This window comes from Micromonospora peucetia (genome assembly GCF_900091625.1).
GTDB classification, from domain to species: domain Bacteria; phylum Actinomycetota; class Actinomycetes; order Mycobacteriales; family Micromonosporaceae; genus Micromonospora; species Micromonospora peucetia.
Genome location: NZ_FMIC01000002.1, coordinates 1115170 through 1137542 on the forward strand (window position 1 = coordinate 1115170; position 22373 = coordinate 1137542).

Sequence of the window (22373 nt, forward strand, 5' to 3'; positions counted from 1 at the left end):
CGCCACCCCCCACGCCTCAGTCCACCCCGGCCGACTGCTTCGCCTGGGCGAACACGTCGTCCAGCATCTCTGGTGTCAGCCGCCCGGTGAAGGTGTTCTGCTGGCTGACGTGGTAGCAGCCGAGCAACTCCGGCGCGCCCGTGCCGGACCAGTGTGCCCCATGGCCGAACGCCGGCCGCGGGCTGGGCGGGCGCACACCGTACACCTGACGCAGCACCGGCCACCACGAGGCCCAGGCGAACGCGCCCAGCGCGACCACGACGCGCAGGGTGGGCCGGATCAGCGCCACCTCGCGGTGCAGCCACGGCGCGCACGTGTCCCGCTCGCCGGGAGTGGGCTTGTTGTCCGGCGGCGCGCAGCGCACGGCGGAGAAGACGCGCAGGTCCCGCAGGGTCAGCCCGTCGTCGGCGGCGACACTGGTCGGCTGGTTGGCCAGGCCGGCCCGGTGCAGCGCGGCGAACAGGACGTCGCCGGAGCGGTCGCCGGTGAAGATCCGGCCGGTGCGGTTGCCGCCGTGCGCGGCGGGTGCCAGGCCGAGGATGGCGATGCGCGCGTCGGGAACGCCGAAACCGGGCACCGGGCGGCCCCAGTATTCCTGGTCCCGGAAGGCCGCCCGGCGGGTGCGGGCCACCTCCTCCCGCCACCGCACCAGCCGTGGGCAGGCGAAACAGTCGCTGACGGCGGCGTCGAGGTCGGCCAGGTCGGTCGCCCGCGTGGCGCGGGCGACCACCTCGTCGGGCGTACGGGGCTCAGCCAAGCTTGGCCCGGAAGAGTTCGAGGGTGCGGGCCCAGGCGGTGGCGGCGGCGCGCTGGTCGAAGTGCTCCGGCCGGTCCTCGTTGAAGAAGGCGTGTGAGGTGCCGGGGTAGTCGTAGGTCTGGCAGGTGCCGCCGGAGGTCTCGATGGCGCGGCGGACGGTCCGCACGCCGTCGGCGGCGGAGGTGCCGTCCTCTTCGGAGCAGTGGATGTGCGCGGCCTTGCCGGCGTAGTCGGCCCACTCGGGGCTCATCCCGTCCCACGGCAGCCGGGGGTAGAAGGCGGCGGTGGCGACGATCCGCTCGGAACGGGTCGCCGCCCAGAGGGCCAGGCTGGCACCGGCGCAGAAGCCCGCGCAGCCCACCTTGCCGGTGACCTCGGGCCGCCCGGCGAGGTAGTCCGCCGCGCCGGCGATGTCCGCCGCCGCCTCGTCCATCTGCGGGCCGTTCAGCATCTGTCGGGGCTCACTGGGCTTGCTCGCCGGGCCGCCGCGGCGGAAGTCCGGGGCGAGGGCGACGAAACCGGCCTCGGCGAAGCGGTCCACAACTGCCCGGACGTGCGGCACCAGGCCCCACCAGTCCTGGATGACGATGACCGCGGGGCTGGTCGCACCGCCGGAGGGTATCGCGAGATACCCCTCGCTGGTCCCCCCGTTGTTGCGGTAGCTCACCAATTCGCCCATCGGCCCTCCTCCTAGCGGTCAGTCATCGTTGGCTGGTCGCCCAGTGGTCCTACGTGTCGGTAGCCTGCCACGCAGTGAGCACCCGGGGAAGACGCCGGAACAGTGGCATTCACCTCCTGTTCGCGGGGCGGCTCCGCAGACGCCGTCGGCGGCGCGGACGTCGTCCGCGCCGCCGACGGCGGTGCTGTGGTGCTGTGGTGCTGGGGGAATCAGGCCTTCTTCGTCAGGCAGAGCAGGTAGCCGGTCTTGCCCGGCTCGATGCTGTAAAAGAGGTAGCCCTCCTGGCCCTCCTTGATGTACTGCCCGCACGCCTCGCCGGAGCGGGCCTGCGCCGTGGTCTGCCCGTCGACCCGGCCGACCACGTTGTAGACGGCATCGGCGGAGGTGCACTCGACGACCTTCGCGCCGTCGACCTTCTCCTCCTTCGTGCCAGTCACCTCGGGCAGCTCGGCGATGCAGTCACCGGCCTTGGCCTCGGCGGTCTCGTCCTTGTTGAAGAAGTTGCCGATCGCCGAGCCGATGCCGAACTTGAGGCCCGCGACGACCAGGAACACGACGATCGCGCCCACGATGCCGAGCAGCTTCTTGGAACCGGACTTCTTCGCCTCGGGCTCCGCCGGGGGCGGCGCCTGGACGGCCGACGGGGGCTGGCTGGCGTCCGGCGCGGGGGGCGGTGCGACCTGCTCTGACACGCGTTTTCCTTCCAAGGGGTGGGTGAGCAGACGACACCGTAGCGACAGGGGCCGACAGCCGTTGCCCCGCTGGACTCATCCGTTCAGCTATTTCACAGCTTCCGCGGCATGATCCGTTTCACGTGCGGTTCGGCACGGGCGTTCCGGCCGTGGTGTCCGACGGCGTGGGCGCCGTGGTCGGGGTGCTGCTCGGGGCGGGCGTGGGCTCGGTCTGGCCCTCCGACGTGGTGGGTGTCGGCAGCGGCGGCACGCCTGTCGACGGCAGTGAGCCGCCCGGCGCCCGCGGCGCGAACGGCGCCTGCTCCGGGCAGTACGGGTACGTGCGCAGTAGCGGGTTGCCGCGCTCGTCCGGGATCCGCAGGTCGAGGCAGTCCGGGTGGCCGAGCCGGATCGGGTCGCCGTTCTGGTCGAAGAGCCGGGCGTTCTCCACCAGCCGGCCCTCGCGGTCGTAGACGAAGACGTCCCGGATGTGGTCGTACCGGCCGTCGATCGAGATCTGCTCGTAGCCGAAGTCCCCGCTGCCGACGCGGCCGTTCATGTCCGCGAGGCCGACCAGCCCGAAGACCACCAGGACCGCCGTGCCGGCGTGCAGCATCCGCCGTTTGGGCCGGGACAGGCCGGGCGTGTGGTGGCCGAGCCAGATCGAGGCGAGCACGCTGCCGGCGAGCAGCACCAGGCCGGCCAGGGTGCTGCCGTTGAGCTCGGGCAGCACACCGAACGTGTCGCCGGTGGTGGCGACCGTGACGAGCATGGCGGCCAGGTAGCCACGCAGCACCCACCAGGCCGGCCGGAGCAGCCGGAGGAACTCGCTGGCGGTGGCGTACCCGAGGGGTGGTCCGAGTTGGACGTCCCAGCGGTGCGCCCGCCCACGGAGCCGGTCCACGGCGACGCCGAGGCGACGGTCCAGGCGGCGACCGCCGGCGACGGCGGCGCCGACCCCGGCGGCGGCGCGCAGCTCGGCCGCGTACGCCTCGGGCTCGCCGAGCCGCTCGACCAGCGTGCCGCCGGCCTCGGCGGCGACTTCGGCGAGGTGCTCCGGCAGGTCCTCGGTCAACTCGTCGCGGTGTGCCGGCGGCAGGTCGGCCAGCGCGGCCCGGACCCGTGCGGCGTAGTCCGCGATTTCCTGCTCAGTGACGGTCATGCCGCCATCCCCCGATCGTCGAGCAGTGCGTCCATGGTGGTGGCGAACGAGCGCCAGAGCTTGCCGGAGCGGGTGAGCTGGTCCCGGCCGGCGGCGTTGAGGGAGTAGTACTTGCGGTGCGGGCCGGACTCGCTCGGCACGACGTAGGTGGTCAGCAGGCCAGCGGCGTAGAGCCGGCGCAGCGTGCCGTAGACCGAGGCGTCGCCGACCTCCTCCAGCCCGGCGTCGCGCAGCCGGCGGAGGATGTCGTAGCCGTAGCCGTCCTCCTCGCGGAGCACGGCGAGGACCGCGAGATCCAGCACGCCCTTCAACAGTTGTGTGGTGTCCACGCATTGCACACTAGTGCGTAATGCGGAGTACCGTCAACGAGTCGCGACACGTGTCGGACTCATTGCGGCCCCGACGGTCAGGACACTATTCGCCAGCGCTGGTTCTCGCTGCCGTCGCACGCGCCGTAGCCGACCGGCTGGCCGGAGCCCCGGGAGGTCAGGCACCCGCTCGCGTTCCGCTTGCGGAACTGGCGTTTCCCGGAGTCGTAGACCCACCCGTAGAGATTTCCGAAGCTGGTTGGTTTCAGGATTCCGCGCTCGTCATAGTTGATGGTGAACTGCATGGACGGTAGAGACCTCACGACCATGACTTCGCCGTCCGACTCGAATTTCCATCTCTGGCCGGGAAGGTCTCCCCAGGCGGCGGTCACCACCTTCGAGCCGTGTTTCGTGTCGGTGGTGCTGAGCACCGTGCCGTCGGAGCTCACGATCACCATGTTGTCGGGGTTGAACGGCCCCGAGGGCAGCCCCGAGGCGCGCGGCGCGGTCCTGGTCGGCGCCGGGACGCCCGGATCGTCCTTGGTCGGCGTCCGACCGACCGACGGGCTGGTGACCACGCCCGGACCGCCACCGGGCGCACCGGGCGCATTCGTCGCACCGGTCGGGCCGGTCGCACCGGTTGCACTGGTCGCACCGGGAGCGTGGGGAGAACTGGCGGGGCCGGAGGGGCCACCGGCGATCGGGGCGGCAGGGGCGGCGGCGGCAAGATCGGTCGGCGGGCCGCCGGCCGAAGGTGCACCGGATCCCACGCCGCCACTGGCGAGATACGTCCCACCCAGCACCACCACGAGCACGCCGACCGCCGCGGCGACAGCCGGTCGACGCCAACTCCGGCGCCGGGTGTCGATCGGCGGCAGGGCATGGGTCGTCAGATCCGGTAGCTTCGTCAGCACCGCGGCGACCGGTTCGGCGACGGTGTCGGGTCCAGGAGCGCCGTCAGCGAGCCCGTCCTGGCCGATCGGCTTGGTGACGGCCAAGGTCGGTGCGATGCCGGGCGCCCTCGCGGGGACGGTCAGAGCGGCCCCGATCTGGGGAAGGGTCTCTTCGAGACCGTCGGGCAGCCAGCCCTGCCCGGTGGCTGCCGCACTGCGGTCGACGTAGGCGGCGATGACGTCCTGCGGCGTCGGGCGCAGCTGCGGCTCCTTCGCCAGGCACCGGCTGACCAGCTCCCGCAGCCCCGGGTCGGTGATCCCGTCAAGATCGGGTTCGCCCTGCGTGACGCGGTAGACGAGCTCCACGGCGTTGCCGGCGCGGAAGGGAGCCCTCCCGGTGGCGGCGAAGGCGACGACCGAGCCGAGCGCGAAGACGTCCGTGGCAGGAGTGGACTTCTCCCCGCGTACCTGCTCCGGTGCCATGTAGGACGGGGTGCCCATCCGTACGCCGGTCTGGGTGAGGTCGCGTTCGCCGTCGGCCCGGGAGATGCCGAAGTCGATGACGCGGGGTCCGTCGGCGGCGAGCAGCACGTTGCCGGGCTTGAGGTCGCGGTGGACGATGCCGGCGGCGTGGATGGCCTTGAGGGCCTCGGCCACCCCGGCGGCGAGTCGCCACACGCCGTGCAGCGGCAGTGTTCCGTGGCGCGCGACGGCGACGGCGAGGTTGAGGCCCGGCACGAATGCGGTCGCCAGCCACGGGCGGACGGCCTCGGCGTCGTGGCTCACCACGGGGGCGGTGAAGACGCCGCCGACCCGACTGGCGATCGCGGCCTCGCGCGCGAAGCGGGCGCGGAAGGAAGGGTCGGTCGAGTAGGGATCCTTGACGACCTTCACGGCCACAGCCCGGTCGGCCTGGGTCATCCCGAGGTAGACCCGGCCCATGCCGCCCTCGCCGATCCGGCCGAGCAGCCGGATGTCGCCCACCGCAGCGGGATCGTCCGGTTCGAGGGGGAGGAAGTCCAGCCCAAGCTCGGGCAGGGTCGGGATGATGTCGTTCACTCGGCGCCCCCTCGTCGTCGCAGCGATGCTACAGACGCGAAAAGGTTGCAGAGTATCGGCGTTGTCTGATCCCGACGGCCAGGGTGACTCACGTACGCGGCTGCCGTCCGGTGTCAGTCGTGGACGACAGCGGGCACGAGGAACGGGTGCCGGATCAGGCCGCCCGCCGCGCCGCGTCGTCCGCGACCCGCAGCAGATCCCGCAGTACGTGCACCAGCACGCGAGCCTGCACCAGGTCGATCGGCCAACGCTCCGGGTCGTCGCCGGCGGACAACTCCAGCAGCACACCGGACGGGCTGAGCCGCCCGACGTCCATCTGCCAGAGCCCGGCGCGCACCTGGATCACCTCGTCGCCACGCGGCGCCGCCGGCCGCAGGCGGGACAGGTGCAGCGCGCTGGCCGCGCACCCGCTCTCGGGTGCGCACCATCCCGGGTGGACACGTCGGATCGCCACGTCATCGCTCCTCGCTCGGGTTGTGAGGGCACTGTGGGCCCACCGTCACCCCATCCTCGTGACCACTCGACTACGGTCGGAAGTCGCGCGAGGGGCACCGGCCGACGGTGGCCCGCGCGGCCCGTCGCGTGAGACCTGGTGAGCGAGGTGTGATGACCGGATCGCAACTGTCGACGCTGGACCTGCTGGCCGGCGAGCTACGACGACTGCGCGTCGAGCGCGGGCTCAGCCAGGAGGAACTGGCCCGACTGATCAACTACTCCGGCTCGCTCGTCGGGATGGTGGAGATCGGCCGGCGTACGCCCTCGCTCGACTTCGTCCGCCGCGCGGACGAGGCGTTGGAGAGCGGCGGTTTGCTCGGGCGGATCCTGCCGCTGGTCAGCCTGGAGACCGCGCCGGCCTGGTTCCGGCCCTGGGTGGCGGTGGAGCAGGAGGCGGCCACGCTGTGGTGGTTCGAGATCTCGGTGCTGCCCGGCCTCCTCCAGACGGAGGAGTACGCCCGCGTCGTCCTTCAGGACGGGGGCCTGGTACCCGACGCCGAGGTCGAGGAGCGGGTTGCGGCACGACTTCAACGACAGCAGATCCTCGACCGCGCCCAGCCGCCACAACTGGTCGCGGTGATTGACGAGATGATCCTTCGCCGCCCGGTGGCGGACCGTTTCGGGGTAATGAGCGAGCAGGTCGACCACCTGATCGAACTCGCGGCCCGCCCGCACGTCCACCTGCATGTGATCCCGGCCGAGGTGGGCGTGCACGCCGGTATGGCCGGGCCGTTCATCCTGGCCGGGTACGACGACGGGGGTTGGGTGGCGCACCTCGACAGCCCGCTACGGGCCCAGGTGCTCGACCGCGCCGAGGAGATTGCCAGCCTGCACCGCAGGTGGGAAAGTGTCCGCTCAGAGGCGCTGTCCCGGCGGCAGTCGCTGGCGCTGATGCAGGAAGTGGCGAAGACATGGAGCTGATCGACGCCCGGTGGCGCAAGTCCACCCGCAGCGGAAACGGCGGCGCCTCGTGCGTGGAGGTCGCCGACAACCTGCCCGGCGTGGTGCTGGTCCGCGACAGCAAGGACCGCTCGGGCCCCCTGCTCTCCTTCGGCCCGGCCGCCTGGTCCCACTTCGTCAGCGGCGTCGCGAACGGCACGACACCCGGTCAGCCGTAGAGCCCGCGAAGCCCCGCGCGCGATTCCGGCACCTCGGCATCGCGGGCGACCACCTCGCGGGCGAAAATCCGCGCCGCCGGCTCAGCCGCCCGTCGCGAGGCTCCAGGCGATGCCGTCGAGGATGTCGTGCTCGGAGGCGACCACCGAATCCATCCCGGCCCGCTCCATGATCACTCGGAGCACCAGGGCACCCGCCCCGATGACGTCCGCCCGGCCCGGGTGCATCACCGGGATCGCCAGCCGCTGCTCCCTGGTCTTACCGAGCAGGTCGGCGGTCACGTCGGCCACCGCGTCGTACGACACCCGGGCGTGGTGGATGCGGTCCGGGTCGTACTCCTGGAGGCCCTGGGCGATCGCGACCACGGTGGTGACCGACCCGGCGAGCCCGACCAGCGTGGCGGCCTGCCGGCCCGGCACGGCCTCCAGGGCCCGGTCCACCGCGACCGCGATGTCGGCCTGCGCGGCAGCCACCTCACCCATGCCCGGCGGGTCGCCGTGCAGATGCCGCTCAGTCATCCGGACGCAGCCGATGTCCATCGAGATGGCCGCCTCGACGCCGCCCGCGCGGGTGCCCACGACGAACTCGGTCGAGCCGCCACCGATGTCGACGACCAGGTACGGCTCGCGTGCGTCGGCCGGCAGCCCGCGCACCGCGCCGGTGAAGGAGAGCCGCGCCTCCTCGTCGCCGGTCACCACCTCGGGCGCCACCCCGAGGGTCCGCTCGACCATCTCGCGGAACTCGGCGGCGTTGGAGGCGTCCCGGGACGCCGACGTGGCGCACATCCGGACCCGCTCCGCGCCCAGCTTCTCGATCTCGGCAGCGTAGGAGGCCAGCGCGACCCGGGTGCGTTCGATCGCCTCCGGGGCCAGCCGGCCCGTCCGGTCGACGCCCTGGCCGAGTCGGACGATCTCCATCCGCCGGCTCAGGTCGACCAGCGGCGCCTGCGGACCCGCCGAGGGGTCGGGCAGGTCGGCGACCAGCAGTCGGATCGAGTTGGTCCCGCAGTCGATGGCGGCCACACGCGTCGTCACGGCAGCAACCCTACGTCAGGCGCGACCGGCCGGCGGGACGTCGTCGTGGCCCAGCAGGTCGGTGCCGAGCGGCGTCAACCGGTGCAGCACCGCCCCGCCGTCGCGGACGCTGCTGACCAGGCCGGCCGCCCGCAACGCCCCGGCGTGCTCGGACGCCGAGGAGACGCTGATCCCGACGGCCCGGCCGAGCGCCGTGGTGGTGTGCCGGCCGGGGCGGGCGAGCCGGCGCAGCACCGCCGCCCGGGTGGCCCCCAGCAGCCGGCCGAGCGGATCGGTGGCGCTCGCCTCGACCCGGCGCGGCATCGGCGCGGGATACACCACCAGCACCGGCCGACCCGGCTCCACCAACACCCGGGGATGCGGGCCGGCCAGCGGGGAGGGCAGCAGGAGGAGGCCGTGCCCGGTGCCGGACATCGTCGCGCTCCACCACGTCCGCACCGTCAGCGTCGGCGCCTCCCACCGGATCGCCGGGTGCAACGCGTTCAGCAGACCGTCCAACCCGTGTGCCGCGAGGTGCCCGGTCGCCTCGGCCACCTGGTGCCGGTGCGCGTCCGTCAGGTCGGCCCAGTGCGGCGCGAGCACCGCGTCGTGCCAGGTGTCCAGGGCCCGGCCGAACAGGCTCATCGTCTCCCCGTCGGCCTCGGCGAACCGCCTTCGCAGCGGCGTCGCGGGCAGTTGGGCGTACGCGGTGGCGACCTCCGCCCGGACCCGCTGGACGGGGACGGCCCGGATCGCCTCCAGACCGGCTGCGACCGACTCCATGCCGTCCAGCGGGGTGAGGAAGTCCGGCAGGCGCCCGCGTACGGGCAGCAGGTGCCGCAGCACCGAGGCGGCGGACCGGGCCCGCCCCGTCGCCGCCGCCGCGCCCGCTGCGGGGCCCGGCGCCATCCGGGCCGTCTCCGCGTCGTACAGCACCTGACAGGCCAGCAGGGCCGTGCCCACCGGGTGCAGGCCGGCGGTGAAGCGGACCCGGCACAGGTCCGCCGGCCCCAGGCGGAGACGAAGCATGCCAGCAGACTGCCTCCCTTCGGCCTGGACCGAAAGGGTTGCCCCGCACGGGCCGGCCGATCCAGTGTGGGCCGTGGGTCACGGAGGAGGCGGGGCGTGCGACGGACGGTGGCGGTGCTGACGGGGGTGCTGCTCACCGTCGTCGCGACGGCGTGTGGTGGGGACAGGGGTCAGACCCGTGTCACGCCGGCCCCGTCGCCTTCGGGGGCCGTCGAACGCCCTGCCGCCGGCGACCACCAACTCACCCTGTCGCATGGCGGGGCCGACCGCCGCTACCTGCTACACGCACCGCCCGGATACGACCCCACCCGGCCCACCGCGCTGGTGATCGCCCTGCACTTCTATCCCGGCAGCGGCGCCCGGCTGCGGGAGATGGTGGGGCTGGACGCCGTGGCCGACCGGGAGAACTTCCTGGTCGCCTACCCGGACGGGCAGAACGGCGGCTTCAACGCGCTGATCTGCTGCGGGACGACCGACGACGTCGGCTTCCTCAAGGACCTCACCGCCCACCTCGTGCGGACGTGGCGGGCCGACCCGGACCGGGTCTACCTCACCGGGATCTCCAACGGCGGGGACATGAGCTTCCGGGCAGCCGTCGAGACCGAGGGGCTCTTCGCGGCGATCGGCGTGGTCAGCGGTGGCTACAGCGGCCCCCGGACGGCCGCCGAGACTTACGTGCCCCGGCGACCGGTGTCGGTGATCACGTTCATCGGCGGGCAGGACCGCTACGCCGAGACCTTCACCGAGGGCGTACGGACCTGGCAGCGGCGGCTGGGCTGCACACCGGCGACCGGCAGGGCGCAGGCGGGCGCGCCCGGCGTCACCCGCACCGACGCGCGGTGCGGCGACGGCAGCGACGTGACCGTCTACACCGTGGCGAACATGGGCCACTCCTGGCCCGGAGCGCCGACCGGCGAACTGGCCGCCCCGGACGCGGGGCTCGTCGCCACCCAACTCGTCTGGGACTTCTTCGCCGCCCACCCGCGCCGGAGCTGAGTGTCGCGGGCGCCGGCACAGGCCATGGTGCCCGGTGCCAGCCCGGTCAGAGACGCAACAGCATCCGGGTGTTGCCGAGGGTGTTCGGCTTGACCCGTTCCAGGTCCAGGAACTCGGCGACGCCCTCGTCGTAGGAGCGCAGCAGCTGCTCGTAGACCGGCTGCGGCACGGGTGCCCCGTCTATCTCGGTGAACCCGAACGAGGCGAAGAACCGGGTCTCGAAGGTGAGCACGAAGATCCGGGACACCCCCACCTCGCGGGCGCCGTCGATCAGCTCCCCGACGATCCGGTGGCCCAGCTTGCGCCCCCGGCAGGACGGGTCGACCGCCACCGTCCGGATCTCGGCCAGGTCCTCCCACATCACGTGCAGCGCGCCGCAGCCGACCACCGCGCCGTCGCCGGCGCGTACCGCGACCCGGAACTCCTGCACGTGCTCGTAGAGGGTGACGGTGGCCTTGCTGAGCAGCCGCCGGTCGTCGGTGTAGGTGTCGACCAGCCCTCGGATGCCACGCACGTCCGAGGTGCGGGCCCGCCGCACCATGATCTCGTCGGCCCCCGCCCCGGCCCGGTCCGCGCCCGCCATGGTCAGTCCGCCGCCGGCACGTCCACGCAGGGCCCCGCCGCCCACCACTTCTCCACCAGTTCCAGCGTCTCGTCGCCGAACGGGTTCACCCCCGGCCCGGCCCCGAGCGCGTGCCCGAGGTGCACGTGCAGGCACTTGACCCGGCCGGGCATCCCGCCGGCGGAGATACCGGCGATCTCCGGCACCTCGCCGACCGCGTCCCGGCGGGCCAGGTAGTCCTCGTGCGCGGCGCGGTAGCGCGCGGCGAGATCCGGGTCGGCGGCCAGCCGGTCCGCCATCTCCTTCATCAGCCCCGCCGACTCCAGCCGGCTGCACGCCGCCGTCGCCCGGGGGCAGGTCAGGTAGAACAGCGTCGGGAAGGGGGTGCCGTCGGCCAGGCGCGGGGTCGTCTCCACCACGTCGGGCAGGCCACAGGGGCAGCGGTGGGCGACGGCCCGGGTGCCCCGGGGCGGGCGTCCGAGCTGCGCGGCCACCGCGGCCAGGTCGGCCTCGGTGGCCGGTTCCCGCTGCGGCGGGGGTACGGAATCCGCCGCCGGCTCCTGCGGTGGTACGACAGTCACGGTGCCCATCTCTCGTTCGCTGCTCGGGTGTCGCTCACTTGTCGGAGTGCTCGCCGTTGGCGGCCCGCACGCTCGACCAGAGGGTGTCATACCAGGAAGCGGGCTCGGCGGGCGTCGACGGGGGCGTCGACGAGCCGGCGTCGCGGGCGGCGCCCTCCGGGTCGGAGAGCACCACCAGCAGCGTCTCGCCCGGCGGGCCCATGAAGAACCGCTCCCTGGCCTGGATCTTGATGTATTCCGGGTCCTGCCACTTGGCGGCTCTCTCGGAGAGTTCCTCGATCGCCTTCCGCTGGTCGGCCTGGGCGGCTTCCATCCGCTCGATGTCGGTCTGCTGGTCCAGGTAGACCCGTACCGGGTAGGTGTAGGCCAGGGCGAGCGCGATCAGCACCGCGAAGAGCACGGTGGCCCGCCCGGTGAGGCCCCGGGAGCGGGGTGCGGAGAGCCGCTTGACGGTGCCGGCGGCCGTACGACGGGCCGCGGCGGGCCGGTTCGCGGAGCGTACGCCCTCCGCCCCCCGGGTCGCCCCCGGCGCGCGACCGGCGGTGGCCCGCGGCTCGGCGCGGACGCCGCCCTCACGGACCGATGTCCGGGCGCCCCGGGCCCCGCCCGGCCGGCCGGTCGGCCGGCGGGCGGGACGCTGGCCGCCCGGTGTGCGGCGCTGCTGCATCGTCACACCCCTCCCCCGAGGCCTCGGGTGTCTCAGGCGGAACGGTAGCGCGGGAAGGCGCCCGCCCCGGCGTACCGCGCCGCGTCGGCCAACTCCTCCTCGATCCGCAGGAGCTGGTTGTACTTCGCGACCCGGTCCGAACGGGCCGGGGCACCGGTCTTGATCTGGCCGCAGCCCGTGGCCACCGCCAGGTCGGCGATGGTGGTGTCCTCGGTCTCGCCGGAGCGGTGGCTCATCATGCACTTGAAGCCGGCCCGGTGGGCCAGGTCCACCGCGTCCAGGGTCTCGGTCAGCGAACCGATCTGGTTGACCTTGACCAGGACCGCGTTGGCGGCCTTCTCAGCGATGCCGCGGGCGATCCGCTGCGGGTTGGTGACGAACAGGTCGTCGCCGACGATCTGGACGCGGTCGCCGATCGAGGCGGTCAGCGTCTGCCAGCCGGTCCAGTCGTCCTCGGCCAGCGGGTCCTCGATCGACACGATCGGGTAGTCGCCGGCGAGCTTGGTGTAGTAGTTGCTCATGTCCTCGGCGGTCTTCGCGGTGCCCTCGAAGGTGTAGGTGCCGTTGTCGAAGAACTCCGTGGCGGCCACGTCGAGCGCGAAGACGATGTCGGTGCCGAGCCGGTAGCCGGCCTTCTCGACCGCCTCGGCGATCAGGTCCAGGGCGGCGGCGTTGGTGGGCAGGTTCGGCGCGAAGCCGCCCTCGTCACCGAGGCCGGTGGAGAGGCCCTTCTTCTTCAGCACCGACTTCAGCGCGTGGTAGACCTCCGCGCCGGAGCGCAGCGCCTCGCGGAAGCTGGGGGCGCCGATCGGCGCGATCATGAACTCCTGGACGTCGACGTTCGAGTCCGCGTGCGCGCCACCGTTGAGGATGTTCATCATCGGTACGGGCAGCAGGTGCGCGTTCGGGCCACCCAGGTAGCGGAAGAGGCTCAGCTCGGCGCTGCCGGCCGCCGCCTTGGCGACCGCCAGGGAGACGCCGAGGATGGCGTTCGCGCCCAGCTCGGACTTGCTGTCGGTGCCGTCGACGTCGAGCATCTTCTGGTCGATCAGCCGCTGCTCGCTGGCCTCGTAGCCGATCAGCTCGTCGACGATCTTGTCCTCGATGTTCGAGACCGCCTTCTCGACACCCTTGCCCTGGTAGCGGTCGGCGTCACCGTCGCGCAGTTCGATCGCCTCGAAGGCGCCCGTGGAGGCGCCGGAGGGCACCGCCGCCCGGGCGATCGTGCCGTCGTCGAGCCCGACCTCGACCTCGACGGTCGGGTTGCCCCGCGAGTCCAGAATCTCCCGCGCGACGATTCCTTCGATGGTTGCCACTGAGTCGCTCCTCGTTTGTGTGTACCGGTCCGGTGTGGGCCGCGACGGTGCGGCTGAGGCAGTTGTTGAACGCAGCGTATCGGGCGACGCTCGGAGGCGGGCGGTCCGGTCGTACGCCAGCCCGGCCCGAAACCGGCCTCCGGGCAGTGCTTTACACGGACATTCCCGGATTCTCGTGCCTCAACCGGCAACGGGTTTGCGCGCGGTTGACCCGATCGGCCAGGCTGGTCGGCATGCCCGCCGCCTCGACCACCCTCCGCATGCTCGCCGTGTCGGTCATCGCGTCGCTCACGGTGACCGGATGTCAGACCCTCGACGACGCCGGCCGGGCGATCGGGCGGGCCGACCTGGTGAACGACATGGCTGCCCGCCTCGACCAGGCACTGGAGTTGACGTACTCCGCCGACTACCAGCTCGCCGGCGGGCAGACCGCCACCATCGCCCAGGCTCAGGAGCCGGCCCGCTCCGCGTACACCTGGCCCGGCGGCAAACTCACCGTCACCCCGGAGGCGACGACCCGCTGCGAGACCGCCGCCGGCCGCGCGACCTGCACCCTGGAGGCCCCGCCCGCGCCCAACGCGAAACCCACAGTGACCATGTTCGCCGAGGCCAAGCGGCACGGCCTGGTCACACCGCCGATCGTCGTGGGGCTGCTCACCGCCGCCGCGCTGGACCCGGACGCGGTGATCGCCCAGAGCGACACCACCCTCGCCGGCCACCACGCCACCTGCATCGAGGTGGACCGGTCCGCCGGCGACTTCACCGCCTGCGTGACCACCGAGGGTGCGCTGGGCAGCTTCACCGGCAAGGTCGACGGCAGCCAGGTCGAGCTGGCGCTGAGCCGCTACCGCGCGACGGTCGACGGCACGGCGTTCGACCTTCCGCCCCACGCCGGCGTCGTCGACCGCCGCCCGGCCAGCTAGTGACCGACCCTGGCGGGTTCGTGCCCGGGGCCGACCGGAGCGCCGCCCCCGCGCCCGCCGACCTCGCCCTCCCGGTGGCCGGAAACAAGCTGCTGACCGCCGACGACGGCGCCGTGCTGCGGGTCGCCGACCTGCCCGCCGACACCGACTGGGTGCCGCTGGGCACCCTGGACGGCGTACCCGCCTGGGCCACCGAGCCCGCCGGTGCGCAGGACCTGCCGGGCCGCTGGCGCGGCTGGGCGTCGCTCGCCGCCGAGGTGCCCGAACCACTCGCCACCCTGGCCGGCCGCGCGCTGGCGGTGGTCACCTGGCGGCGTACCCACCGCTGGTGCGGGGCCTGCCGGGCCGAACTGGCCGACGTGCCCGGGGAGTCGGCCCGGCGCTGCCCCGGCTGCGACCTGTACGTGCCGCTGCGGCTCTCCGCCGCCGTGCTGGTGGCGATCACCCGCCCCGGGCCGGCCGGCCGCCCCGACGAACTGCTGCTGGTCCGGCACTCGTACGGGCCGACGGGGCTGTGGGCGCTGGTCGCCGGGTTCGTCGAGGGCGGCGAGACACTGGAGGCCGCCGCCCGCCGCGAGGTCGGCGAGGAGGTCGGGCTCGCCCTCGACGGGCTGACCTACTTCGGCAGCCAGCCCTGGGCGTTGTCCGGCCCCGGCGTGCTGCTCACCGGCTTCACCGCCACCGCCGCCGACCCCGGTGCCGAACCGGTGGTCGACGGGCGGGAAGTGGCCGAGGCGCGCTGGTTCCCACTCGACGGGCTGCCGGCGGAACTGCCGCCCGCGTACTCCATCTCGCGCTGGCTGATCGACGCGACGGTGACCGCCGCGCGACGGTGAGCCCGACGGTGTCAGGAAGGGGCCCGTGACACCGTCAGGAAGGGGCCCTTCCTTACACGCCGAGCAGGGTGCGGAGGTGGCGTGGCGGCGGGCAGTTGTGGGCGAGCATCGCGTCGTGCCAGTCGCGCACCGACACGCCGGCCGGGCGGGCGGCGGCGATCCCGGCCACCTCGCTGTAGCCGACGAAATACGTCGAGAGCTGCGTCGAGGTGAGCAGCGCGCGCCGCCACTTGCCGGCCGCCTCGCCCTCCTCCTGGAAGCCCCGCCCGGTCATCAGCGCCATCGCCTCGGCCTCCGGCAGTTCCTCGCAGTGCACGAGCTGGTCCAGCAGCGCGTTGATGGTCATCCGGAGCTGCATCTTGAGCTGCTGCAACCGCACCGGCAGGCCGCCGAAGCCGAGGCCGACCATCAGCTCCTCCGTGTAGACCGCCCAGCCCTCGATGAAGGGCCCCGACTCGGTCAGCGCCCGGACCCGGGTGGGGCCGACGTGCCGGCGGGCGTGCGCGAGCTGGAGGAAGTGTCCCGGCATCGCCTCGTGCACGGTCAGATTGCGGATCATGTGGTCGTTGTATTCCCGGTAGAACGACTCGACCCGGTGCGCGGGCCAGTCCGCCGGGGTGGGTGCGATGCAGTAGAAGGTCGGCACGTCCGCCGTCTCCAGCGGGCCGGGCGAGTCGCAGTAGGCGACTGCCACGCCCCGGGCGAACTGGGGCATCTCCTGGATCACGCACGGGTCGTCGACCAGGGTGACCAGGTCGTGGGCGCGTACGAAGTCGGTCGCCTCGTCCAGGGTGACCGAGGCGAGATCCACGATGGTGTGGTCGTCGGGGTGCTCGGCGGCCAGCAGGGCCAGCGCCCGGCGTACCGTCTCGTCGTCGGCCGGGCCGCCGACCAGCTCGACGGCCGCCGCGCGGATCTCCTCGCCGACCCGGTCCAGGTTGGCCCAGGCCCGCCGCTGGATCTCGGCGGCGCCCAGCTCGGTGTCGAGGGTGTGCCAGAGCCGCGCCTCCCAGCGGCGGCGGCCCAGCCGCGGGTCCCGCCCCGGGCCGGCGTCGGCGGCCAGACCCTGACGCAGCCACGCGACGAACTCCTCCAGCGCCGCGATCGCCGCCGTGGCCGCCGGCTCGACCCGGTCGTAGAGGGCGGGGGCCTGCGCGAGCAGCGCCGGCACCTCGTCGCGGACCAGTGCCGCCGCGCCGGTGAACTGCCCGACCGCCGTCTCGGCGTGGATCCGCGGCATGTCGCGCAGCGTCGCACGCGCGGTCGCCAGCGCGTCCGGTACGGCGGCGAGCCGGCCGGCCAGGCTGGTCAGCCGGACCTCGACCGGGGCGTACGGGCGGGCGAGCAGCGCGTGTAGCAGCGGCCCCGGGTTGTGCCGCAGCGGATCCCACTCGTGCGCGCGGATGTCACTGCCCTCGAAGAGGGCCCGGTCCACGAACGAGGTGAGCAGCGTGTGGTCGACGCGCTGCTCGACGTCCAGGGCGTCCGGGTCGAGCTCGGCGAGCGCGTCCGCGGCCTCCTTGAGCATGGCCTGGTCGGCCGTGACCGCCTCGGCGGAGAGGTCCGGCAGCCGGTCGTCGTACCGGTGGTCGCCGGTGGAGGTCGCGAGCCCCGGCCGGCTCTCCAGCAACGCGTCGACGATCCGCTCCGCGAGCGGCACAAACGATTCCACCCGCCGACCCTACCGGCGTTCGGCCGTCCTGACGGCGTCGGCGTAGGCGAGGGCGGCGCGGCGTAGGGCGGCCTCCGGGTCCAGGCCTGCCTCGCGGGCCGCCGCGACCGTGGCGAGCAGGCCCGCGCCGAGCCTCGCCTCCGGGTCCACCTGGGACTCCGCGAGGGGCGGCGGGACGGCCAGGCCGACCCGGCCGGCGCGCTCCAGGATCTTGGCGGCCAGGGCGAGGGCGGGCTGGCTCAGCGCGATGCCGTCCAGCACCGAGTCACGTGCCTTCTCGGCCCGCTTGATCCGCTCCCAGCTGGCCTCGATCTCCTCCAGGGTGCCGGCCTCGGCGTCGGCGAAGACGTGCGGGTTGCGCCGAACCATCTTGTCGACCAGCTCTCCGGCCACGTCGTCGACGGTCCACCGCTGCTCCTCGGGCAGCTCCTCGGCGAGCCGGGCGTGCAGCACCACCTGGAGCAGCACGTCGCCCAGCTCCTCGCGCAGCGCGTCGGTGTCCCCGGCGCTGATCGCGTCGTACGCCTCGTAGCACTCCTCCAGCAGGAAGCCGGCGAGGCTGCGGTGCGTCTGCGCCCGCTTCCACGGGTCGCCGCCCGGCGAGGCCAGCCGGTCCATCACCGCCACCGCGTCGAGCAGCCGGGCGCCCGGGGGATCCCAGGAGCCGTACATCAGCTCCAGCTCGGCCAGGCCGGGCTCGCGGGCCAGCCGCAGGCCCAGCTCCCGGGCCAGCGACTCGTCGCCGGCCGGGCCGGCCAGCCAGACCGCGACGCCGTGCGCCGCCGCCGCGTCGAGCAGCGCCTGGGTGGCCCGGCCGTCGACCACCGTGACCTCGCCGCCCGCCACCCGGACCGCCGTCGTCAGCTCGCTCTCCGCTCCCACCAGCACCGGATGCCGGCGTACGACGTCCCAGGCGGCGGCGGTCAGCAGCCCGGCCGGCAGCCGGGGCGAGGTGACGAGCAGGACGATCCGGGCCGGCATGCTCAGCTGTCGGTCCCGCCAGGCGCCTGCGGTCCGCCAGCCGCCTGCGGCCCGGCGGTGGGCAGCGGATCCGGGGTGGAGACGTCGGTGACCGCGTCGGAACCGGCCTCGCCCAGCGGCACGCTCACCGCCGGCGCGTCGCCGGAGAAGCTCAGCACCGGGAACTCCAGCGGGCGGTAGCGGGGGTTGACCGTCACGTCGTACGCGGCGACCGCATCGGCCAGCGACTTGCGGGTGGCCAGCGCGGTGCGCAGCTGCTCACCGTCGAGCTGGCCGGCAGCCGCCTCGTCGGTCACGTCGGCCGGGATGGCACCCGCCTTGCGGCCCGCCGCCAGCACGTCCGCCAACTCCTGCGCGGTCGGCGCGACCGGCGCCCCGGCCGGCACCCCCGACAGGCAGCTGTAGAGCGCGGCCGTCTGGCGCACGTAGCCGGTGTCGGACGACAGGCCGAGCTGCTGGGCGACCTGTTCCGGCGCCACCTGCCCGCGCGGCTGGTAGTTCTTCTCCGCGGAGACCCGCTCGCAGACCTCGGACAGCACCAGCACGCTGACGACCTGGCCGCGGTCGGGCGGCTGCGGCACCTGTGCCGGGGGCTGCCCCTCGGGCGCCGCGGTGGGCGTCGGGTTCTTCGTCCGCAGGTCGTCCATGACCCCGGTGACGGCGTCCTCGGTGATCCGCAGGTCGCCGACGTAGGCGGCGACACCGGGCTCGGCACGGCAACCGGAGAGAGCGACGAGGCCGAGCGCCACGCTGGCGACGGCGACAAGACGGCGAGCACGCATGACGGCCACTCTCTCATGCCGCCCGGGATGCGCGTGACGCCGCCCACCGGTCCCCCCGCCCGCCGGTCCTGCGCCGACGGGTCCGCTGCCCGCCGGTCCCCGACCCACGGACCTCCCGCTGATCGGGCTCCCGCTCACAGGTATCCCGCTCACGGACCTCCCGCTCACAGGCATCCCGCTCACTGACCTCCCGCTCACCGGGCGGAGGCTCCCGCCACGGCCGGCTCGCCCAACACGTCCTTCAGCAGTTGGGCGCACCACTCCAGCAGGGCCTGGTCGCGCAGCGGCTCGCCGCCCAGCCGCCGGGTGCTCGGGCGGGGCACGCTGACCTGGTCGAGGGCCTGCTTGTAGACCGAGTCCGGGTGGTAGCGCTTGAGCCGCAGCTGCCTCGAGTCGGGCAGCGGCAACGGGCCGAACCGGAGGTGCTTGCCCTGCATGGAGACGTCGGTCAGGCCGTAGCGGCGGGCCAGCAGCCGGAACCGGGCCACCGCGACCAGGTTCTGCACCGGGGCGGGCGGCTCACCGTACCGGTCGGTCATCTCGGCGACCACCTCGCGCAGCCGCTCCTCCTCGCGCGACTCGGCGAGCTTGCGGTACATCTCCAGGCGCAGCCGTTCCACGCCGATGTAGTCGTGCGGCAGGTGCGCGTCGACCGGCAGGTCGACCTTGACCTCGGTCTCCTCCTCGGGACGCTCGCCCTTGAACGCGGAGACCGCCTCGCCGACCATCCGCACGTACAGGTCGAAGCCGACGCCCTCGATGTGCCCGGACTGTTCGCCGCCGAGCAGGTTGCCGGCACCCCGGATCTCCAGGTCCTTCATCGCCACGTACATGCCCGCGCCCAGCTCGGTGTGCTGGGCGATGGTGGCCAGCCGCTCGTGGGCGTGCTCGGTGAGCGGCTTCTCCGGCGGGTAGAGGAAGTACGCGTACGCCCGCTCCCGGCCCCGGCCGACCCGGCCGCGGATCTGGTGCAGCTGGGCCAGGCCGAGCAGGTCGGCCCGCTCCACGATCAGGGTGTTGGCGTTCGGGATGTCGATACCGGACTCCACGATCGTGGTGCAGACCAGGACGTCGAACTCCTTCTCCCAGAAGCCGACCATGACCTTCTCCAGGGCATCCTCGCCCATCTGGCCGTGCGCCACCGCGACCCGCGCCTCGGGCACCAGCTCGCGGAGCTTGCGGGCCGTCCGGTCGATCGACTCGACCCGGTTGTGCAGGTAGAAGACCTGCCCGTCGCGGAGCAGCTCGCGGTGGATGGAGGCGGCCACCTGCCGTTCGTCGTGCGCCCCGACGAAGGTGAGCACCGGGTGCCGCTCCTCGGGCGGGGTGGCGATGGTGGACATCTCCCGGATGCCGGTGATCGCCATCTCCAGGGTGCGCGGGATCGGGGTGGCCGACATGCTCAGCACGTCGACCGAGGCGCGCATCGTCTTCAGGTGCTCCTTGTGCTCGACCCCGAAGCGCTGTTCCTCGTCGACGACGACCAGGCCGAGCGACTTGAACCGGGTGGCCGCCTGGAGCAGCCGGTGGGTGCCGATGACGATGTCGGCGGTGCCCGCGCCGGCCATCTCCAGGGTCTGCTCGGCCTCCTTCGGCGTCTGGAAGCGGGAGAGCTGCTTGATGGTCACCGGGAACTGGCTCATCCGCTCGGCGAAGGTGTTGTAGTGCTGCTGCACCAGCAGCGTGGTGGGCACCAGCACCGCCACCTGCTTGCCGTCCTGCACCGCCTTGAACGCCGCCCGGACCGCGATCTCGGTCTTGCCGTAGCCGACGTCGCCACAGATCAGCCGGTCCATCGGGACGGTCTGCTCCATGTCCCGCTTGACCTCCTCGATGGCGGCGAGCTGGTCCGGCGTCTCCTGCCACGGGAAGGCGTCCTCCAGCTCCCGCTGCCACGGCGTGTCGGGGCCGAAGTTGTGCCCCTTCGACGCCTTGCGGGCGGCGTAGAGCTGGATGAGCTGGGCGGCGATCTCCTTGACCGCCTTGCGGGCCCGGGCCTTGGACTTCTGCCAGTCCGAGCCGCCCATCTTGTGCAGGGTGGGCTGCTCGCCGCCGACGTAGCGGGAAAGCTGGTCGAGCTGGTCGGTGGGGACGAAGAGCCGGTCGGCGGGCTGGCCACGCTTGCTCGCGGCGTACTCGATGACCAGGTATTCCCGGGAGGCCCCGTTGACGGTGCGCTGCACCAGCTCGACGTAGCGGCCGATGCCGTGCTGCTCGTGCACGACGTGGTCGCCGGCCTTCAGCTCCAGCGGGTCGATGGTGTTGCGCCGCCGGCTCGGCATCTTGCGCATGTCGCGGGTGGAGGTGCCCCGCCCGCCGGTGACGTCGTTGCCGGTGAGCAGCACGAACCGGGACGCCTCGTCGACGAAGCCGCCGGTCAGGCTGCCGCAGGCGACCAGCACCTCGCCGGGGGCGGGCGCGGTCGGGATCTCCTCGGTCAGCCGCGCGCCGAGGCCCGCGTCGCGGAGCACCTCGACCGCCCGCTGGGCGGGGCCGTGCCCCTCGAAGACCAGCGCGACCGACCAGCCCTCGCCCACCCAACGCGTCAGGTCGTCGACCACCCGGGCGGTCTCGCCGTGGTAGAGCGGGGCCGGCTGCGCGGCCAGGGTCACCGCTATCGCGTCGTCGGGGGTGACGTCGAACGTCTCCGGCGCGTCCTCCCAGGGCTGCCGGGACGGGACGGCGTCCGCCTCCACCAGGCCGAACGGCGACAGCGTCCACCAGGGCTGGCGCAGCTTCGCCGCCACTGCGCGTACGTCGGCCAGGGTCCGGAAGGCGGCAGCGCCGAGGTCGACCGGGGCCTGGCCACCGACGGCGGCGGCGGCCCAGCTCGCCTGGAGGAACTCGTCGGAGGTACGCACCAGGTCGTGCGCCCGGGTGCGGATCCGCTCCGGGTCGCAGAGCAGCACGTGGGTGCCGGCCGGCATGGCGTCCAGCAGCAACTCCATCGAGTCGGCGCCGATCAGCGCCGGGGCGAGAGACTCCATCCCCTCCACCGGGATGCCCTCGGCCAGCTTGTCGAGGATCTCGGCCAGCTCCGGGTGCTCCTCGGCGAGGGCGGCGGCCCGCTTGCGCACCGACGGGGTGAGCAGCAGCTCCCGGCACGGCGGCGCCCACAACTGCGGTACCTGCTCGATGGTGCGCTGGTCGGCGACGGCGAAGGTGCGGATCTCCTCCACCTCGTCACCCCAGAACTCGACCCGGGACGGGTGCTCGTCGGTGGGCGGGAAAATGTCGAGGATGCCGCCGCGCACGGCGAACTCGCCCCGCTTGGTGACCAGGTCGACCCGCGCGTACGCCATGTCGGTCAGCTGGCGGGCGACCTCCTCCAGGTCGGCCTCTCCCCCGGCGGCGAGCTGCACCGGCTCCAGGTCGCCGAGCCCTTTGAGCTGCGGTTGCAGGAGCGACCGGACGGGCGCCACGACCACCCGCAGCGGGCCGGTGCGACCGTGCGCGTCGGCCGAGGCCGGGTGCGCCAGCCGACGCAGCACGGCCAGCCGCCGGCCGACCGTGTCGGAACGGGGCGACAGCCGCTCGTGCGGCAACGTCTCCCAGGACGGGAAGACCGTCACCTGCTCGGGCGGGAGCAGACTGCCCAGCGCGGCGGCCAGGTCGTCGGCCTCCCGGGTGGTGGCGGTCACGGCAAGCACCGGACGACCCGCGCCGCCGCCGGTCCCGCCGGCCTGGGCGGCCCCATCGGCCTGGTCGGCCGCGACTGCGGCGACCGCGAACGGGCGCAGCGCGGGCGGCGCGGTGATGTCGAGCCCGTCGACCTGCGCGGCACCGGAGCGCGCCAGGTCACGCGCCCGAGCCAGCCCCGGGTCGGCCAGGGCGGCGGAGAACAGACCGGTGAGCATGTCAATCACTTCCCGTGG

Annotated in this window: 22 protein-coding genes; 5 read left to right on the forward strand and 17 right to left on the reverse strand. The window is 73.4% G+C overall.

Annotated features, from left to right (window positions below; all coding sequences use genetic code 11):
• Window positions 1-16: 16 nt before the first annotated feature.
• From GA0070608_RS05225 to GA0070608_RS05255, 7 genes are all read right to left on the reverse strand, one after another.
• Window positions 17-730: a uracil-DNA glycosylase gene (locus tag GA0070608_RS05225; RefSeq protein ID WP_091622597.1), complete on the reverse strand. Its 714-nt coding sequence runs from the start codon at window positions 728-730 to the stop codon at window positions 17-19.
• 19 nt (window positions 731-749) lie between these two features.
• Window positions 750-1436 (reverse strand): dienelactone hydrolase family protein, encoded by a 687-nt coding sequence (locus tag GA0070608_RS05230; protein WP_091622602.1) that lies wholly within the window; start codon window positions 1434-1436, stop codon window positions 750-752.
• 209 nt (window positions 1437-1645) lie between these two features.
• Window positions 1646-2128, reverse strand: coding sequence for an LppU/SCO3897 family protein (locus tag GA0070608_RS05235; RefSeq protein WP_091622607.1), 483 nt, complete (start codon window positions 2126-2128; stop codon window positions 1646-1648).
• 118 nt (window positions 2129-2246) lie between these two features.
• Window positions 2247-3269: an HAAS signaling domain-containing protein gene (locus tag GA0070608_RS05240; protein ID WP_091622610.1), complete on the reverse strand. Its 1023-nt coding sequence runs from the start codon at window positions 3267-3269 to the stop codon at window positions 2247-2249.
• Window positions 3266-3598 (reverse strand): PadR family transcriptional regulator, encoded by a 333-nt coding sequence (locus GA0070608_RS05245; RefSeq protein ID WP_089001967.1) that lies wholly within the window; start codon window positions 3596-3598, stop codon window positions 3266-3268. Before GA0070608_RS05245 ends, GA0070608_RS05240 begins: the two co-directional genes overlap by 4 nt.
• A 77-nt stretch (window positions 3599-3675) precedes the next feature.
• A complete protein-coding gene (locus GA0070608_RS05250) occupies window positions 3676-5529 on the reverse strand; it encodes a serine/threonine protein kinase (RefSeq protein WP_091622615.1) in 1854 nt (617 codons plus the stop codon).
• Between the two features lie 154 nt (window positions 5530-5683).
• Window positions 5684-5983, reverse strand: coding sequence for a hypothetical protein (locus GA0070608_RS05255; protein WP_091622620.1), 300 nt, complete (start codon window positions 5981-5983; stop codon window positions 5684-5686).
• Between the two features lie 152 nt (window positions 5984-6135).
• On the opposite strand from GA0070608_RS05255, the gene GA0070608_RS05260 reads away from it, so the two are divergent.
• On the forward strand, window positions 6136-6945 hold the full coding sequence (locus GA0070608_RS05260; RefSeq protein ID WP_091622624.1) for a helix-turn-helix domain-containing protein: 810 nt from the start codon (window positions 6136-6138) through the stop codon (window positions 6943-6945).
• Window positions 6936-7142, forward strand: coding sequence for a DUF397 domain-containing protein (locus tag GA0070608_RS05265; RefSeq protein WP_091622629.1), 207 nt, complete (start codon window positions 6936-6938; stop codon window positions 7140-7142). The genes GA0070608_RS05260 and GA0070608_RS05265 overlap by 10 nt, the downstream gene beginning before the upstream one ends.
• A gap of 81 nt (window positions 7143-7223) precedes the next feature.
• On the opposite strand, the gene GA0070608_RS05270 is transcribed toward GA0070608_RS05265, so the two are convergent.
• Both GA0070608_RS05270 and GA0070608_RS05275 read right to left on the reverse strand, forming a co-directional pair.
• The gene (locus GA0070608_RS05270; RefSeq protein ID WP_176733935.1) at window positions 7224-8162 is read right to left on the reverse strand and encodes a Ppx/GppA phosphatase family protein; all 939 of its coding nucleotides are present in this window, start codon (window positions 8160-8162) and stop codon (window positions 7224-7226) included.
• A gap of 27 nt (window positions 8163-8189) precedes the next feature.
• Window positions 8190-9182 (reverse strand): ArsR/SmtB family transcription factor, encoded by a 993-nt coding sequence (locus tag GA0070608_RS05275; RefSeq protein ID WP_091622638.1) that lies wholly within the window; start codon window positions 9180-9182, stop codon window positions 8190-8192.
• 96 nt (window positions 9183-9278) lie between these two features.
• Here GA0070608_RS05275 and GA0070608_RS05280 point away from each other — a divergent pair, with 96 nt between their 5' ends.
• The gene (locus tag GA0070608_RS05280; RefSeq protein ID WP_245715702.1) at window positions 9279-10178 is read left to right on the forward strand and encodes a CE1 family esterase; all 900 of its coding nucleotides are present in this window, start codon (window positions 9279-9281) and stop codon (window positions 10176-10178) included.
• A gap of 46 nt (window positions 10179-10224) precedes the next feature.
• Here the strand turns inward: GA0070608_RS05280 and GA0070608_RS05285 are convergent, their stop codons facing one another.
• From GA0070608_RS05285 to eno, 4 genes are read right to left on the reverse strand one after another with little or no spacing between them, the layout of a single operon-like run.
• Window positions 10225-10761, reverse strand: coding sequence for an amino-acid N-acetyltransferase (locus tag GA0070608_RS05285; protein WP_091634325.1), 537 nt, complete (start codon window positions 10759-10761; stop codon window positions 10225-10227).
• 2 nt (window positions 10762-10763) lie between these two features.
• Entirely contained in the window at window positions 10764-11321 is a 558-nt protein-coding gene (locus GA0070608_RS05290) for a DUF501 domain-containing protein (RefSeq protein WP_091634329.1), read from the reverse strand.
• 34 nt (window positions 11322-11355) lie between these two features.
• Window positions 11356-11988 (reverse strand): FtsB family cell division protein, encoded by a 633-nt coding sequence (locus GA0070608_RS05295; RefSeq protein ID WP_091622644.1) that lies wholly within the window; start codon window positions 11986-11988, stop codon window positions 11356-11358.
• 32 nt (window positions 11989-12020) lie between these two features.
• On the reverse strand, window positions 12021-13304 hold the full coding sequence (gene eno, locus GA0070608_RS05300; RefSeq protein ID WP_091622649.1) for a phosphopyruvate hydratase: 1284 nt from the start codon (window positions 13302-13304) through the stop codon (window positions 12021-12023).
• A 233-nt stretch (window positions 13305-13537) separates the two neighbouring features.
• Between eno and GA0070608_RS05305 the strand changes: the two genes are divergently transcribed.
• Both GA0070608_RS05305 and GA0070608_RS05310 read left to right on the forward strand, forming a co-directional pair.
• Window positions 13538-14227 (forward strand): hypothetical protein, encoded by a 690-nt coding sequence (locus tag GA0070608_RS05305; protein ID WP_091622652.1) that lies wholly within the window; start codon window positions 13538-13540, stop codon window positions 14225-14227.
• A gap of 20 nt (window positions 14228-14247) precedes the next feature.
• Window positions 14248-15063 carry an NAD(+) diphosphatase gene (locus GA0070608_RS05310; protein WP_245715703.1) on the forward strand — a complete coding sequence of 272 codons (816 nt, stop codon included), beginning with the start codon at window positions 14248-14250 and terminating at the stop codon, window positions 15061-15063.
• A 52-nt stretch (window positions 15064-15115) separates the two neighbouring features.
• On the opposite strand, the gene GA0070608_RS05315 is transcribed toward GA0070608_RS05310, so the two are convergent.
• From GA0070608_RS05315 to mfd, 4 genes are all read right to left on the reverse strand, one after another.
• Window positions 15116-16735 carry a DUF885 domain-containing protein gene (locus tag GA0070608_RS05315; RefSeq protein WP_091622659.1) on the reverse strand — a complete coding sequence of 540 codons (1620 nt, stop codon included), beginning with the start codon at window positions 16733-16735 and terminating at the stop codon, window positions 15116-15118.
• Window positions 16736-16744: 9 nt separating this feature from the next.
• Window positions 16745-17716, reverse strand: coding sequence for a nucleoside triphosphate pyrophosphohydrolase (locus tag GA0070608_RS05320; RefSeq protein WP_091622663.1), 972 nt, complete (start codon window positions 17714-17716; stop codon window positions 16745-16747).
• A gap of 2 nt (window positions 17717-17718) precedes the next feature.
• On the reverse strand, window positions 17719-18498 hold the full coding sequence (locus GA0070608_RS05325; protein WP_091634332.1) for a hypothetical protein: 780 nt from the start codon (window positions 18496-18498) through the stop codon (window positions 17719-17721).
• Window positions 18499-18692: 194 nt separating this feature from the next.
• Window positions 18693-22355, reverse strand: a complete 3663-nt coding sequence (gene mfd, locus GA0070608_RS05330; protein WP_091622668.1) for a transcription-repair coupling factor — start codon at window positions 22353-22355, stop codon at window positions 18693-18695.
• Window positions 22356-22373: the final 18 nt, after the last annotated feature.

What these genes read in the sequence shown, in the direction of transcription:
- GA0070608_RS05240 (WP_091622610.1), bottom strand. Translation starts at nt 3,269, where the DNA reads ATGACCGTCACTGAGCAGGAAATCGCGGACTACGCCGCACGGGTCCGG.
- GA0070608_RS05230 (WP_091622602.1), bottom strand. Translation starts at nt 1,436, where the DNA reads ATGGGCGAATTGGTGAGCTACCGCAACAACGGGGGGACCAGCGAGGGG.
- GA0070608_RS05325 (WP_091634332.1), bottom strand. Translation starts at nt 18,498, where the DNA reads ATGCGTGCTCGCCGTCTTGTCGCCGTCGCCAGCGTGGCGCTCGGCCTC.
- GA0070608_RS05285 (WP_091634325.1), bottom strand. Translation starts at nt 10,761, where the DNA reads ATGGCGGGCGCGGACCGGGCCGGGGCGGGGGCCGACGAGATCATGGTG.
- GA0070608_RS05265 (WP_091622629.1), top strand. Translation starts at nt 6,936, where the DNA reads ATGGAGCTGATCGACGCCCGGTGGCGCAAGTCCACCCGCAGCGGAAAC.
- GA0070608_RS05275 (WP_091622638.1), bottom strand. Translation starts at nt 9,182, where the DNA reads ATGCTTCGTCTCCGCCTGGGGCCGGCGGACCTGTGCCGGGTCCGCTTC.
- GA0070608_RS05305 (WP_091622652.1), top strand. Translation starts at nt 13,538, where the DNA reads ATGCCCGCCGCCTCGACCACCCTCCGCATGCTCGCCGTGTCGGTCATC.
- GA0070608_RS05260 (WP_091622624.1), top strand. Translation starts at nt 6,136, where the DNA reads ATGACCGGATCGCAACTGTCGACGCTGGACCTGCTGGCCGGCGAGCTA.
- GA0070608_RS05320 (WP_091622663.1), bottom strand. Translation starts at nt 17,716, where the DNA reads ATGCCGGCCCGGATCGTCCTGCTCGTCACCTCGCCCCGGCTGCCGGCC.
- GA0070608_RS05295 (WP_091622644.1), bottom strand. Translation starts at nt 11,988, where the DNA reads ATGCAGCAGCGCCGCACACCGGGCGGCCAGCGTCCCGCCCGCCGGCCG.
- mfd (WP_091622668.1), bottom strand. Translation starts at nt 22,355, where the DNA reads ATGCTCACCGGTCTGTTCTCCGCCGCCCTGGCCGACCCGGGGCTGGCT.